Genomic DNA, 14218 nt, shown 5'->3' with positions numbered 1-14218 from the left:
TCCGTCTCCTTGCTGCTGCCTCACGGCAGGTTGTCCTTCAGAAAGATGTCGATGCGGATGCGCTCCTGGCCGGCGAGCAGCGGCGCCCCGTCGGCCTTGGCCTTCAGCACCCGGATGGCGCTGCGCACCTCATGGCCCGCATCCTGATTGAGCACGGCGTCGATCAGGCCTTCGATGAGCGCTTCCCGGGTCGTGCCCGTCAGTTCGTGGGCCACCACCGCAATCCGGTCGCGCCGTGAGGCCGACCTGAGCGCCGCAAGAAGGCCGCGATTGCCGGCCCCGAGGCTGTAGATTCCGGAAATATCGACTCTTCGGTCGAGTTCTGCGCCAAGCAGGCGTTCCACCACCGCCGGGTCGTCGCGCCCTTCGATCGCATCGAGCACGGTCAGATGCGGATAGTCCTGCGCCATCACGACACGAAACCCCTCGAGACGTTCCCGGTGATCCCGCACCAGAAGCGAACCGGCGACCACCGCTATCGAAGCCGGCTCTCGACCGACGAAGCGACCGAGAAGGCTCGCCGCGGTCCGCCCTGCGGCAAGATTGTCGATCCCGGCGAAATGACTGCGACGCGACGTCGGCAGATCCGACACCAAGGTCACGATCGGGATACCCGCCTCGACCAGCCGGTCGACCGCGGCGACCACCTCCGGTGCGTCGACGGCCACCAGCGCGACGCCGGCCGGCTTCTCGTCAATCAACGCATCGAGAGCCCGCACCAGAGCACCCGCGTCAAAGGGCGGGACCTTGACGATGCTGATCGCCGTGCGCTCGACGGGCGCCCGAGCAATTGCTTCGCGCACCTCGGCCTCGAGATCGCGCATGAAGGAATTGTCATTGGCCGGCAGCACGAAGGTCAGCGGATAGACCCGGCCCTTGGCGAGGTTGGCGGCGGCGACGTCGCGCACGAAGCCGAGCGTGCTGACCGCCGCCTCGACCTTGTCGCGGGTGCGCGCGCTGACCCCCGGCCGGCGGTTCAACACCCGGTCGACGGTCGCCAGGCTGACGCCGGCGACGGCGGCAATATCATGGACTGTGGGCTTCATTCTTCCTCCGCGCATCCTCGTAGCGGAGATTCTGAGGTACGTAAATCACTTTTCGATGTACGTACCTCAGATTTCCCCGAACGAAGAGGACCGTCTTCCGTGAGGGGAAGGCGGTCCTCGGCGCTGCGGTGGATTTCGGAAAGATCTGGCGGGGCTAGTGGCCGGAGCCCGCAGGTGCCGCTCCGGCAGGCTTCTTGATCAGCAAGGTCAGAAAGACCAGCGAGGAAAAGAGCAACGTCAGCCCCATGAACACGTCCATGAAGGAGAGCATCCAGGACTGCTGGGTGATCACGCCGGACAGCTTCTTGATCGCGACCGTCGTGCCGTCGAGACCGTAGCTGTCATAGTTGGCACCGACACTGGCGAGCCAGTCGAGCGCCGCGCGATTGCCCCAGTCGGCATGCTCGGAAAGCCGCGCATAGTGCTCGTCGGAACGCTGCGTCAGCATCGTGTTGATGATCGCCAGACCGACGGCACCGCCGAGATTGCGGGTCAGGTTGAAGAGACCCGAGGCATTCTTGATGCGATCCGGCGGCAGGGTCCCGAGCGCGATGTTGTTGATCGGCACCATGCACAGCATCAGCGAGCATCCGCGCAGGATCTGCGGCAGAAGGAGCTCGTAGAAATCCCAGTCCGCCGTCATGTAAGTCATCGTGTAGGTGCCGGCGGCAAATCCGGCAAAACCGATCATCATCATGACCCGCGGATCGAGCTTGTTCGACAGCGCACCTGCCACCGGCGCCGTGAGGAACATGGCCGCTCCCGAGACGAACATGGTCTCGCCGATCATCATCGAGTCATAGCCGCGGATCCGGCCGAGATAGACCGGATAGAGATAGGTCAGGCCGTAGAGGCCGACGCCCATGACGAAGGAGAACAGCGAGCCGAAGGCGAAATTGGCGTTGGAAAACGCCCTGAGGTCGACAACCGGGAACTCCACCTTGAAGGCCCGGAGAAAGAAGAAGAAGCCGCCGACGACCATGATCACGGTTCCGACGACGATGTGCCCATCGTTGAACCAGTCCTTGTTGTTGCCCTCTTCCAGCACATATTCCATCGTGCCGAGGAAGAGCGCCATCCACAAAAGTCCCCACCAGTCGAACTTCCTGAGCAGGTGCAGGTTCGGCTTGTCGAAGTCGATCAGGCTCCAGGTGACGGCCGTCACGATGATGCCCGGCACGACGTTGATCAGAAACAGCCAGTGCCAGGACATGGCATGGCTGATATAGCCGCCGATGGTCGGACCGATGGTCGGAGCAAGCGTCGCCACAAGACCGACGATCGGCGAGACGATGTTGCGTTTCGACGGCGGGAAGATGGTGAAAGCTGCAGCGAAGACCGAAGGGATCATGCCCCCGCCGATGAAACCCTGGATCGCGCGGTAGATGATCATCTGCTCGATGTTCGTGGCCGTCGCAGCAAGGGCGCTGGCGATGGTGAAACCGGCGGCCGAGAAGGCGAACAGCACGCGCGTCGAGAGGATACGCGCGAGCGCCCCCGACAGCGGGATCATGATGACTTCGGCGATCAGATAGGACGTCTGGACCCAGGCGATTTCGTCCGAGCCAGCGCCGAGGCCGGCCTGGATTTCCGCGAGTGAGGCCGAAACGATCTGGATGTCGAGGATCGACATGAACATGCCGAACACCATCGCGAAGAATGCGATGATGCGCTTCGGATCCATGCGCTCTTCGGCGGCCGGCAACGCCACCGATCCGGCTGCCGTCGTTCCCGCTGCCGCCATTGTCCTGTCCTCTGGCCTTCGCTTACTTCGCCGCCAGCGCGGCACCCTCAGGCGCCGTGCGCGTGTCGACGTCGACGATGACGCTGAGGCCGGCGCGCAGGTGGCCTTCCTTCAGCACTTCGTCGGGGATCGCGATGCGAACCGGGACTCGCTGCACGACCTTGGTGAAGTTGCCCGTGGCGTTCTCCGCCGGCAGCATCGAGAAGACTGCACCCGAAGCCGGCGAGATGGAGGTTACCGTGCCTTCGATCGTCTTGTCGCCATAGGCGTCAACATGAATGCCGACCTTGGAGCCTGGAACCAGCTTGGCGATCTGCGTTTCCTTGAAATTGGCCTCGATGTAGAGCTCCTGAACCGGAACCAGCGCGGCGAGCCGCTTTCCGGCAGAGACGAGATCGCCCGTCTGGACGGAGAGGTTGCCAACGACGCCGTCATAAGGTGCCTTGAGAACCGTAAAGCCGAGATCGCGTTCCGCCTTCTCGAGTGCGAGCTCGGAAGAACGGATGCCGGCATCCGCTTCGGCGCGCTGCGCGCGAAGCACGGCAATATTGGCTTCCGCAGCCGCGATGTTGGCGTCCGCACCGGTGAGATTGGCACGCGCCTGATCGAGCTGCGTCTTGGCGCTGTCGAGATCGGCGGTCGAGGCGACGCTCTGCGCCTGCAGGCCACTGACTCGCTTGTAGGAAAGCTCGGCAAGATCGAGGCTGGCGGCCGCGGCCTGCTTCTGGGCATTGGCCTGGGCAAGCGTGGCTTCGGCACCCTTGGTCTGGGCATCAATGCGGTTGAGCGTCAGGTGCTGGACCGCAATCTGTGCCTTGGCCTGGTCCACGGCGATCCGGTAGTCGCCGTCGTCCAGCGTGACGAGGCGGTCGCCCGCCTTGACCAGCTGGTTGCTCTTGACGTCAACCGATTTCACATAGCCGCCAACCTTCGGCGAAACGATGGCGATGTCACCTTCGATATAGGCATCTTCGGTCGACACCATGAACCGGCCCTCGGTCCACCAGCCATAGCCGTACCAGGCCGCACCCGCGACGAGCGCGGCAAGGATCACCGGCAAGACCGGATTGCGGCGCTTCTTTGCGGCCGGAGCGGCGGGGGCCTCGGTGGCGGCATCGCTCTGTGCAGCGTCGGCACGCGCTTCGAGAGCGGCGCCTTCGCGCTCGGTCGGCTGCTGGTCGTCGACGTTGACGGCGCGAACTGCGCTTGTCCTTTGAGATGAAGACATATTCAAACCATTCGGTGGCGGATGACAGAAATCGAACTGAACCGTTCGGTTCGATTGACTTAGAGCCTCTCTTAACACATATCAAGAGGGAGAAAGCCCCGAGTGTGTATCAAGTGGGCAACTGAAGTTAATTTTCGGATAGTGTATGACCCGACAACCCAAAAAGGTCGAGCGACCACCGGCTCCAGATTTCCCCTACCCGGTCTTGCCGAGCCGGTTCCCGGCCGGCGGAGATCCCGTCAAGCGGGGGCAGATCCTCGATGGCGCCAAGACTGTCTTCATGAAGATGGGCTTCGACGCGGCGAGCATGAACGACGTGACGCGGGAAGCCGGTGTCTCGAAGGGAACCATCTATGTGTATTTCGACAGCAAGGAAGACTTGTTCGCCGCGCTGATCGAGCGCGAGAAGGGCCTCTTCACCGAAGCGCTGCGCGGCCTGCTTGCCGAATGCAACGATGCGGCCGAGGGCCTGCAGCGCTTTTCCGACGCTTTCGTCCACCAGATCATCGAGACGGACATGATACCCGCCATGCGCACGGTGCTCGGCGTCGTCGACCGCATGCCGGGCCTCTGTCACCGCTTCCTGGCAAGCACGCCTGCCAATGCGCGTAGCGTCCTTGAGGACTTCATCCGCCGCCAGATCGACAGTGGCGCGCTCGTCACAGACGACCCCGATCTCGCCGCCCGCCAGTTCATAGACCTGTCGACCGGAACTTTCTTCAAGCAGCGCCTGTTCGGCGAGATGCGCATAAGCCCGCCCCAGTCGGAAATCGACCGGGTAACAGCGAGCGCCGTGCGCGTCTTCATGGCAGCTTATGGCGCGAAGGCACCTGCGAACGGCCAATAGCGACCGGAAACCAACTTTTTGTTCCCTGAAGGCGCCGGGGCCTTGCCGCGGCGCAGAGCTTGCTCCATTTGTTGGCTTCGGCCCGACACTGCTAACCGGAAAGAGCTCATGCAGGAAATCACTGCTCTCCTACAGGATCCCGCCGCCTGGATCGCCCTGATCACCCTCGTGGTCATGGAAGTCGTCCTCGGTATCGACAACCTGGTCTTCATCTCCATCCTGACCAACAAGCTGCCGCCAGAGCAACGCCAGACGGCGCGTCGCGTCGGTATCGGCCTTGCGCTCGTCATGCGCCTTGCCCTGCTCGGCACCATCGCCTGGATCGTCAAGCTCACCACGCCGCTTTTCGAAGCTTTCGGGCACGGCTTCTCGTGGAAGGACCTGATCCTCATTGCCGGTGGCCTTTTCCTCGTCTGGAAGGCAACCAAGGAGATTCACCACAACGTCGACCCGATCGATCATGAGGAAGACTTCATCGCATCCTCCAAGTCGGGCACGATGACCGCCGCGATCGGCCAGATCCTGTTGCTCGACCTCGTCTTTTCCGTCGACAGCATCATCACCGCCGTCGGCATGACCGAGCACCTGCCGATCATGGTCGCCGCCGTGGTCATCGCGGTCACCGTCATGCTGGTCGCCGCGACCCCGCTCGCCAACTTCATCGAGAAGAACCCGACGATCGTCATGCTGGCGCTCGGCTTCCTTCTGATGATCGGTACGACGCTGATCGCCGACGGCATGGGCTTCCACGTTCCCAAGGGCTATGTCTATGCCGCCATGGCCTTCTCCGGCCTCGTCGAGGGGCTGAACATGCTGGCCCGCCGCAAGAAGCAGGCCGAAAGAGCCGCGAAGGCGACAAAGCACTGATCGGCAGGATCCCGCCGTTCGTTCAGGAAGGCCCGCGCATCGTCGCGGGCCTTTCCGTTTGAGGCGAGACCGCAAACAAGGGAACAATCACTCGCATCATGCATTGACTGGCGATTGCCCGCCTTCCCGCATGTCTTCCTGCCCTCTTCACATGACCGGAGTTCCATGACCACCGAGCAACTCCTCGCCTTCGCCGTTATCGCCGCGATGATGATCGGCTTTCTCTGGGACCGGCTGCGCTACGATGTGGTCGCCTGCCTGACGCTGGTCCTCGCCGTTGTGCTCGGCCTCGTGCCGCCGGAAAAGGCCTTTTCCGGATTCAGCGACGACATCGTCATCATCGTCGGCAGCGCCCTGGTGGTCAGCGCCGGCGTCGCCCGATCCGGCATCGTCGACATGGCGATTAAGCGGTTCTTCCCGTCGCTGAAATCCCTGCGCGCCCAGATGCTGCTTTTGCTCGTCACGGTCACCGTGCTCTCCGCCTTCATCAAGAACATCGGTGCGCTCGCGATCATGATGCCGGTCGCCTTCCAGTTCGCTCGCCGCTCGAACACCTCACCCTCCACCTTCCTGATGCCCATGGCATTCGGAGCCTTGCTCGGCGGCCTCGTCACCCAGATCGGCACCTCGCCCAACATCGTCGTGTCGCGGCTGCGTGAGGAGATCACCGGTGAGGCCTTCACGATGTTCGACTTCACCCCGGTGGGCGCCGCACTGGCCGTCACGGGCATTCTGTTCCTGATGTTCTTCTACTGGCTGGTCCCCCGGCGAGAAAACCAGAACCCCTCGCTGCAGGAAGCGCTCGAAAACTCGGCCTTTGCCACAGAGGCGACGATCGCCAGACAATCGCCTTTCATCGGCAAGACTCTGAACGAACTGCTCGGCTTGGCAGCCGGCGAGGTGATCGCGACCGCGATCCTGCGCGGCCACACCCGCATCTCTCCCTTTCCCGACGTCATCCTGAAGGAAAACGATGCCGTCATGCTCGAAGGCCCGTCCGAAGCCCTCGACCAGATCGTCTCCCAGGCAAAGCTCGCGCTTTCCGGCAAGACACTTGAGAAGTCCGACATGCCGCCGGGCGAGATCACCGCGATCGAAGCCGTGGTCAGCCACGAGTCGGCGTTGATCGGGCTGTCGGCCCGCGAGCTCTCGCTTCACAACACCTATGGCGTCAACCTGCTCGCCGTCAGCCGCAAGGGTAAGCGCATCCGCGAGCGTCTCGGGGAACTGGTGCTGCGCCCCGGCGATGTGGTGGTGCTGCAGGGACAAAGACAGTCGCTGCCCGGCCTAATGCTCGAACTCGGCTGCCTGCCGCTCGCCGAACGCGAGATCCTGCTCGGCACCACGCGAAACACGATCGTACCGCTTGTCATCCTCGTCGCGGCGATGGGCGCGACGGCGCTCGGCCTTGCCCCGGTCGCCGTGGCCTTCTTTGCGGCGGCACTCTCCATGGTGCTCTTCAAAGTCATTCCGCTCAGCGAGATCTACCGCGCCGTCGATGGCCCGATCCTTGTCATGCTCGCAGCCCTGATCCCTGTGAGCGACACCCTGCGCACCACGGGCGCGAGCGACGTGATTGCCGGCTGGCTGGGCGCCGCTGCCGATGGCCTGCCCGCCTATGGCGCTCTCGCCCTAATTCTGGTGACCGCGATGGCCGTGACACCCTTCCTCAACAATGCCGCCACCGTTCTTGTCATGGCCCCGATTGCCGCAAGCTTCGCCGCCGGCCTGGGTTACAAACCGGATGCCTTCCTGATGGCGGTTGCGATTGGGGCCGGCTGCGACTTCCTCACCCCGATCGGGCATCAGTGCAACACGCTGGTGATGGGTCCGGGCGGGTATCGTTTCAGCGACTATCCGCGTCTCGGACTGCCGCTTTCGTTTCTCATCATCGCCGTGTCGATCCCGATGTTGCTGCTCGTATGGCCGGTTGCCTGAAGCCGATACGCTCCATCGAAAAGGAGAAAAGCCTGCATCGGCGGGATGCAGGCTTTTCAGGGCGGGGACTAGGGGCGAACGCGGCCGGACTGGTGAGGGGCTCGTCTGCCATTTCGTTGGCCACGGAGAGAAACCGGAAAAATCTCCGTGTTCCCCTTTACCCGTCGCGTCCGGTTGGCACGGCCGGCGTTCTGGCGGAAGAACGCGCACGGGGACGAGTGGTTCCCGCTGTTTCGCATTTTTTTGCGAAATGACGAATTTCCATTTCCGGCATCGCAGCCATGCCCTGTCCGCACCGCAGTTTTCCTTGACGCCCGCGGCTGAATATGGCCTAAGGCCACGCAGCGGAAAGGATAGGATTGACGCGCAGTTCCGGCGTTTTCCCGTCCTCCGCCGATTGTTTTCCCTTTTTCGAGGATCCGGCGGGCCACCGCTCGATCACCCCGCACGTCACTACGAGCAAGATTCCATGAGCACTTCCGGCGTCCGCGTCCGCATCGCACCCTCCCCGACTGGCGAGCCCCATGTCGGCACCGCCTATATCGCGCTGTTCAATTACCTCTTCGCCAAGAAACACGGCGGCGAGTTCATTCTGCGCATCGAGGACACCGATGCGACGCGCTCGACGGCCGAGTTCGAGCAGAAGGTGCTCGATGCGCTGAAATGGACCGGGCTCACATGGTCGGAAGGTCCCGACGTGGGCGGCCCCTACGGCCCCTATCGCCAGTCGGAGCGCAAGGACATCTATCGTCCCTTCGTCGAGCAGATGGTGCGCGACGGCCATGCCTTCCGCTGCTTCTGCACCCCGGAACGCCTGGAAATGATGCGCGACGCCCAGCGCGCCAAGGGCCTGCCCCCGGGCTATGACGGCCACTGCCTCAACCTCAAGGCCGAGGAAGTCACCGAGCGCATGGAAGCCGGCGAACCGTCGGTCGTGCGCCTGAAGATCCCGACCGAAGGCTCCTGCGACTTCCACGACGGCGTCTACGGCGACGTGTCGATCCCGTGGGAAAGCGTCGACATGCAGGTCCTGTTAAAGGCCGACGGCATGCCGACCTATCACATGGCCAATGTGGTCGACGACCATCTGATGAAGATCACCCACGTCGCCCGTGGCGAGGAATGGCTGGCCTCGGTTCCGAAGCACATCCTGATCTACAAATATCTCGGCCTCGAGCCACCGAAGTTCATGCACCTGTCGCTGATGCGCAATCACGACAAGTCGAAGCTGTCGAAGCGCAAGAACCCGACCTCGATCTCCTATTATTCGGCGCTCGGCTACCTGCCGGAAGCGCTGATGAACTTCCTCGGCCTGTTCTTCATCCAGATCGCCGAAGGCGAAGAACTGCTGGACATGGCCGACCTGATCGAGAAGTTCGACCCCGACCACCTCAACAAGGCTGGCGCGATCTTCGACGTCCAGAAGCTCGACTGGCTGAATGGCCGCTGGATCCGCGAGAAGCTCTCCTCGGAGGATTTCCTCGCCCGCGTCTTCAACTGGGCCTCGGAGAACGATCGCCTGACGGAAGGCCTGAAGCTTGCACAGAGCCGCATTTCCAAGCTCGGCGAACTACCGCCGCTGACCGGCTTCCTGCTGGCGAACGACGTCGGCCTGACGCCCGCCTCGTTTGCTGGCCTCAAGACCTCGCCGGCGGAGACGCTGGAAATCGTCAACACGGTGGCCTTCGACCTCGAAAAGATCCTCGAATGGAACGTCGGGACGATCGAGGAAGAGCTGCGCGCGATTTCCGAGCGCATGGGCAAGAAGCTCCGCGTCGTCACCCCGCCGCTCTTCGTCGCCATGTCCGGCTCGTCGCGTTCGCTGCCGCTGTTTGACTCGATGGCGCTGCTCGGCCGCTCGGTCGTGCGTCAGCGGCTGAAGGTGGCAAGCCAGGTGCTGACCTCGATGGCGGGTGCGCAGAACTGATTTGATTGAGTGCCGCCTCAACGGGCGGTGCAGATAATACCCCCCTCTGCCCTGCCGGGCATCTCCCCCTCAAGGGGGAGACTATCGAGTGGCCGGCCCAGTGCCCAAACTCATGACATGTCGGCAGCACCGTCAGAGGGGAGCGAATAGCGTACCCCCATCCGATCTCCCCCTGAGGGGGAGATTCCCGGCAGGGCAGAGGGGGGTGACCGAAACGACGACAGCCGCCGAAGGCAAACACACGATGACCGAACAGAAGACCGAAACCGCCCTCTCCTCCGACCCGACCGAGGTCCGCCGCCAGAAGCTTGACCAGCTGCGCAAGACCGTCGGCGACGTCTATCCGGCCCATTTCCACCGCACGATGACCAATGCGGAATTCGCCGAGAAATATGCGGGGCTGGAGCCGGATCAGGAGTCGGACGATATCATCACTGTGGCCGGCCGCGTCTATTCCTCGCGCAACTCCGGCATGTTCATGGACATCCATGACGCCTCGGGCAAGATCCAGATCTTCAGCCACAAGGACATGACCCCGGAAGAAGCCCGCGCGCTGCTGCCGATGATCGACCTCGGCGACATCATCGGCGTCAAGGGCCAGGTGCGTCGCACCAAGCGCGGCGAGCTGACGATCAACGCGCATGAGATCATCATGCTCACCAAGACGCTGCTCCCGATGCCGGAGAAGTATCACGGTCTCGCCGACATCGAGCTTCGCTACCGCAAGCGCCATCTCGACCTGCTCACCAACGAGGACTCGAAGCTGCGCTTCCAGCAGCGCTCCAAGATCATCTCCGGCGTTCGCCGCTTCATGGAAGGCGACGGCTTCATGGAAGTCGAGACGCCAATGCTGCAGACAGTCTATGGCGGCGCGACCGCCGAGCCGTTCAAGACCCATCACAACACGCTGAAGATGGACATGTACCTCCGGATTGCGCCGGAACTGTTCCTCAAGCGCACGCTGGTCTCCGGCCTGTCCGACAAGGTGTTCGAGATCAACCGCAACTTCCGCAACGAAGGCGTCTCCACCCGGCACAATCCGGAATTCACCATGATGGAGTGCTATTGGGCCTATGCCGACTACGAGGACGTGATGGACCTCGTCGAGCGCCTGTTCTCGGAACTGGCGATGAGCCTCCATGGCACGACCGAGGTGCCCTACGGCGACAAGGTTCTATCCTTCAAGGGTCCCTTCCGCCGCATCTCCATGCCGGGCGCCGTCAAGGAGAAGACCGGCATCGACTTCCTCGCCATCAAGACCGACGAGGAGGCGCGCGCCGCCGCCCGCCATGCCGGCTTCGAAGTCGAGAAGGATGCGACCTGGGGCGAATGCCTCGCCTTCGTCTTCGAGGAAACGGTCGAGGGCGACCTGATCCAGCCCGCGCACGTCATCCACTTCCCGAAGGACATTTCGCCCTTCGCCAAGGAAGTGCCGGGCGAGCCGCGCCTCGTCGAGCGCTTCGAGACCTATGTCAACGGCTGGGAACTCGGCAACGCCTTCTCCGAACTCAACGACCCGGAAGAACAGCGCGGCCGAATGGTCGAGCAGCTGACCCAGGCCCATGCCCGTGGCGAGAAGGAAAAAGCCCTCGACGAGGAGTTCCTCGATGCGATGGACCAGGGTATGCCGCCGGCCGGTGGTCTCGGCATCGGCGTCGACCGTCTGGTCATGGTGCTGACCAACGCACCGTCGATCCGCGACGTCATCCTGTTTCCGGCCCGCCGCAACAAGGCCGACTGATTGCTATAATCAAGCAGGTCTCTTCTAGAAGGCGGTGCTTCGGCGCCGCCTTTTTTGGTCTTCCGCCCGACCCGACCTTGCGCATGGATTGTTCAACGTTCGGAGAAGCGCCATTCCAGGCGACCCTTCAACGGTGCCACGACCTGGCCGGAATTGTGCGAGGCCGAGCCGGCATTCGCGATTTCGGCGCTGCCGCTCCAGGCGCCGGGGCCACCGGCAGGCTGCTCATGAATGGCAATGAACCGATCACCCTCGACCAGTTTTACCGCGCGTTCGTCGGTGAAGGCGCCGGTGCCGAGCGAAACCCCGACCGCCAGCGAGGCCGGCAGGCGCAGGCTGATCGTCTTCGCCACCGTGTCAAGCGTCATCTCGATGCCGCAGACGGCATCGGTGAGTGCTGCGTCCGTCGCGGGCAGCTCGCGGCTCCCGTTGCGCGTGAACCTGTACGCCCTGGCCGGCTCCGGCGGCGGAATATAGACGCCGGTCAGGACATCCTTCACCACCAGGGTGCCCTTGGCGCAGGTTCCGGACCTGTCGCCGGCAAAGTTCCGGTAACGCCCGGGCTGCTGTCCTGTCATCTGCTGGAAGACATTGGCGCCGCCGCCACCGGCCGCCGCGAACTCCATCATCGTCCGCGCCAGACAGGCCTGATCCTCCCCGCACGCCTCGATCTTGCCTTTCAGGCTGTCCATCTCCGGAGAGAGCACAGGACCGTCCCGCTTCGCCGCGACGATCGGCAGCCCGTCATTGCCCACGTCGACGAGCGCGAACTCGACGGCCATCGACCGTCTGGCCTCGATTGCCGCCCACTCGACGCCATTCGGCAGATCGACGCGGTTGGTGCCGGAAAGCTCCAGCTTCACGCTGAGCATGCCGCGCGGGCTGCCCTCGAACGGGTCTTCCGCCCAGGCGACTGTTGTTGTGGTCAGGAACAGGCTTGCAAAGACAATGGCGACGCGCACGGCAACTTCCCTCGTTCAATCGCTGGCGTCCTGTGATAGCGACCCGCGATTTTCGCGCCAATGCCCGGAGGGAACCTAAAAGCTATGAGAAACGGTCGAGAGTTATGCGCAACTGCCGGCTTTCGCCGGCAGCGCGGAAACATGCGGAAAATCGCCTGAAAAAGAAGGACGCGGTGGCGTCAGACCGCCCGCGTCATCGCTTCGCCGACGGTCAGTGGCCGGCCTCGGCCTTCTGCTCGCCCTCGGCCTTGTCACTCGCTTTCGGCGGCAGGATGAGGCTGTCTTCGGCCGGGATTTCCCCGGCGGAAGCGCCGCCATGTCCGTCGGCCGCGTGGGCATCGGCAGCCGGTGCCGCGGCGGCCGCACCGTCGTGACCACCTTCGAGGGGCTGTTCCCGCAGCTTCTTCAGCCAGGCGGCACCGGCAGCGCTTGCCTTGGTGCCCTCCTCGGCCGGAGCAGGTGCGGCAGCGTGCCCTTCGGCGGACGCGTCCGCTTCGGTCGCGGCATGCCCCTCGGCCTCGGCCGGAGCGGCTTCATGAGCGACGGGCGTCGCATCATGCGCATCCGGTGCCGGATGATCGTCCGGCGAGACTGGAGCGGCCTGGTGTGCAACCGGCGCCGCCTCAGGGGCATCTGGCGCCGCATGACCTTCGGCCTTGGCGGGCGCGGCCTGATGATCGGCCGTTGCGGCCGCGAGCGGAGACTTGGCCGCCGGATCTTCTTCGCTGCCGAGTACCATGCCCTTCAGCGAGGAGAACCAGCCACCCTGTGCAGCCTCCGCAGCGGCAGGTTCGTGCGTTTCAGCCTTGACGGCTTCATGCTCGGCAACGTCGGCCGCAGGTGCTTCCGGTGCATGAGCAGCCTCTGCCGCCGGTTCGGACGCTTCGCCATGGCCTTCGGCGGGAGTTGCCGCATGGCCATCCGCCGGTTGTTCGCCTGCCGGCGCCTCGCCATGGCCCTCGGCCGGCGCAGCACCATGCTCCTCGGAAGGAGCCGCCGCATCATGACCGGCATCCGGGGCGTGCCCCTCGGCTGCCGCCGGAGCTTCCTCGCTACCGAACACCATACCCGTCAGCGACGCGAACCAGCCCTTGCTCTCGGCCGCACCGTGATCGGCAGCCGCTTCGCCTTCGCCATGGCCCTCTGCGGCGGCCGGGTCGCCGTGCCCTTCGGCGGGCGCCGCCTCACCATGGGCGTCGGCCGGGGCTTCCGCACCATGCTCGCCGGCAGGCGCAGCCTCCCCATGGCCACTGGCTTCTCCGTGACCCTTGGCTTCTCCATGCCCCTTTGCTTCCCCGTGGCCGGCCGGGGCTCCATGGCCCTCCGGCACGACGACCTCGGGCTTGATGCAATCCGTCTTGTCGTCGAGGCGCGCGACGAGATTTGCGATGTCTGCGTCCTGCAGCACGATCTTCTCGCCGTAGAACAGCCCTTCCGCATTGGCCGGCTTGTCGACATAGCGTGCGGTGAGCTTCGCCCCGTTCGCCTCTTCGGGAACGCGGCTCGGATCGGGAACGAAGATGACGTCGGCGCCGATGGCACGGCCGCGCATGGCGGAACGGTCCTTCGGCCCGCTCTTGTCGAGCACGACGACCTGCACCAGATCCGGCTTCTCGGTCTCGTAGACGGCCCCCGCGACGCGCAGCGCCGTCCTGACGCGCGCCAAGCCATCGCCAGGCTCGTCGGTCGTTATGTATTTGCGGACCCAGAACCGGTCCTTCTTCTTGATCTTGGTGACCTGCACCTCGGTGCAGGAGAGGCCGTTCAGCTCGGCATAGGACGGTCCGAGGATCTTGTCGGCGCCGATGAAGACGGCCGCGGCTCCGGTCGCGCCACACAGCACGAGCACACCGCCGAAGGCAAGCACGATCTTACGCGACAGATGGATCTTGCTCAAAAGACCCTTCACGCCAACAAC

Annotated in this window: 10 protein-coding genes; 5 read left to right on the top strand and 5 right to left on the bottom strand. The window is 63.8% G+C overall.

Annotated elements, in window-relative coordinates:
* Positions 1 to 20 precede the first annotated feature (20 nt).
* The 3 genes from ACX93L_RS00980 to ACX93L_RS00970 form a co-directional block, all read right to left on the bottom strand.
* Positions 21 to 1046 (bottom strand): LacI family DNA-binding transcriptional regulator, encoded by a 1026-nt coding sequence (locus tag ACX93L_RS00980; RefSeq protein ID WP_459403114.1) that lies wholly within the window; start codon positions 1044 to 1046, stop codon positions 21 to 23.
* Between the two features lie 154 nt (positions 1047 to 1200).
* On the bottom strand, positions 1201 to 2790 hold the full coding sequence (locus ACX93L_RS00975; RefSeq protein ID WP_459403113.1) for a DHA2 family efflux MFS transporter permease subunit: 1590 nt from the start codon (positions 2788 to 2790) through the stop codon (positions 1201 to 1203).
* Positions 2791 to 2812: 22 nt separating this feature from the next.
* Positions 2813 to 4018, bottom strand: a complete 1206-nt coding sequence (locus ACX93L_RS00970; RefSeq protein ID WP_459403112.1) for an HlyD family secretion protein — start codon at positions 4016 to 4018, stop codon at positions 2813 to 2815.
* Between the two features lie 145 nt (positions 4019 to 4163).
* Here ACX93L_RS00970 and ACX93L_RS00965 point away from each other — a divergent pair, with 145 nt between their 5' ends.
* The 5 genes from ACX93L_RS00965 to lysS all read left to right on the top strand — a co-directional run bounded on the left by ACX93L_RS00965 (position 4164) and on the right by lysS (position 11338).
* Complete coding sequence (locus tag ACX93L_RS00965; RefSeq protein ID WP_459403111.1) at positions 4164 to 4865, top strand: TetR/AcrR family transcriptional regulator; 702 nt, start codon at positions 4164 to 4166, stop codon at positions 4863 to 4865.
* A 108-nt stretch (positions 4866 to 4973) separates the two neighbouring features.
* On the top strand, positions 4974 to 5732 hold the full coding sequence (locus ACX93L_RS00960) for a TerC family protein (protein ID WP_459403110.1): 759 nt from the start codon (positions 4974 to 4976) through the stop codon (positions 5730 to 5732).
* A gap of 165 nt (positions 5733 to 5897) precedes the next feature.
* Positions 5898 to 7670 (top strand): SLC13 family permease, encoded by a 1773-nt coding sequence (locus ACX93L_RS00955; protein WP_459403109.1) that lies wholly within the window; start codon positions 5898 to 5900, stop codon positions 7668 to 7670.
* A 469-nt stretch (positions 7671 to 8139) separates the two neighbouring features.
* Positions 8140 to 9597, top strand: coding sequence for a glutamate--tRNA ligase (gene gltX / locus ACX93L_RS00950; RefSeq protein WP_459403108.1), 1458 nt, complete (start codon positions 8140 to 8142; stop codon positions 9595 to 9597).
* 244 nt (positions 9598 to 9841) lie between these two features.
* Positions 9842 to 11338: a lysine--tRNA ligase gene (lysS, locus tag ACX93L_RS00945; protein WP_459403107.1), complete on the top strand. Its 1497-nt coding sequence runs from the start codon at positions 9842 to 9844 to the stop codon at positions 11336 to 11338.
* 92 nt (positions 11339 to 11430) lie between these two features.
* Here the strand turns inward: lysS and ACX93L_RS00940 are convergent, their stop codons facing one another.
* Both ACX93L_RS00940 and ACX93L_RS00935 read right to left on the bottom strand, forming a co-directional pair.
* On the bottom strand, positions 11431 to 12300 hold the full coding sequence (locus ACX93L_RS00940; RefSeq protein ID WP_459403106.1) for a hypothetical protein: 870 nt from the start codon (positions 12298 to 12300) through the stop codon (positions 11431 to 11433).
* Between the two features lie 211 nt (positions 12301 to 12511).
* Complete coding sequence (locus ACX93L_RS00935; protein ID WP_459403105.1) at positions 12512 to 14209, bottom strand: hypothetical protein; 1698 nt, start codon at positions 14207 to 14209, stop codon at positions 12512 to 12514.
* Positions 14210 to 14218 lie beyond the last annotated feature (9 nt).

It is taken from the genome of Rhizobium sp. CAU 1783 (assembly GCF_054551725.1).
The sequence above is the reverse complement of the archived record's forward strand: the minus strand, read 5'-3'. Positions and strand labels throughout refer to the sequence as shown.

Excerpts from the sequence above, each read along its gene's own strand:
- ACX93L_RS00965 (WP_459403111.1), top strand. The coding sequence starts at position 4,164 with ATGACCCGACAACCCAAAAAGGTCGAGCGACCACCGGCTCCAGATTTC.
- lysS (WP_459403107.1), top strand. The coding sequence starts at position 9,842 with ATGACCGAACAGAAGACCGAAACCGCCCTCTCCTCCGACCCGACCGAG.
- ACX93L_RS00960 (WP_459403110.1), top strand. The coding sequence starts at position 4,974 with ATGCAGGAAATCACTGCTCTCCTACAGGATCCCGCCGCCTGGATCGCC.
- ACX93L_RS00955 (WP_459403109.1), top strand. The coding sequence starts at position 5,898 with ATGACCACCGAGCAACTCCTCGCCTTCGCCGTTATCGCCGCGATGATG.
- ACX93L_RS00975 (WP_459403113.1), bottom strand. The coding sequence starts at position 2,790 with ATGGCGGCAGCGGGAACGACGGCAGCCGGATCGGTGGCGTTGCCGGCC.
- ACX93L_RS00970 (WP_459403112.1), bottom strand. The coding sequence starts at position 4,018 with ATGTCTTCATCTCAAAGGACAAGCGCAGTTCGCGCCGTCAACGTCGAC.
- ACX93L_RS00980 (WP_459403114.1), bottom strand. The coding sequence starts at position 1,046 with ATGAAGCCCACAGTCCATGATATTGCCGCCGTCGCCGGCGTCAGCCTG.
- gltX (WP_459403108.1), top strand. The coding sequence starts at position 8,140 with ATGAGCACTTCCGGCGTCCGCGTCCGCATCGCACCCTCCCCGACTGGC.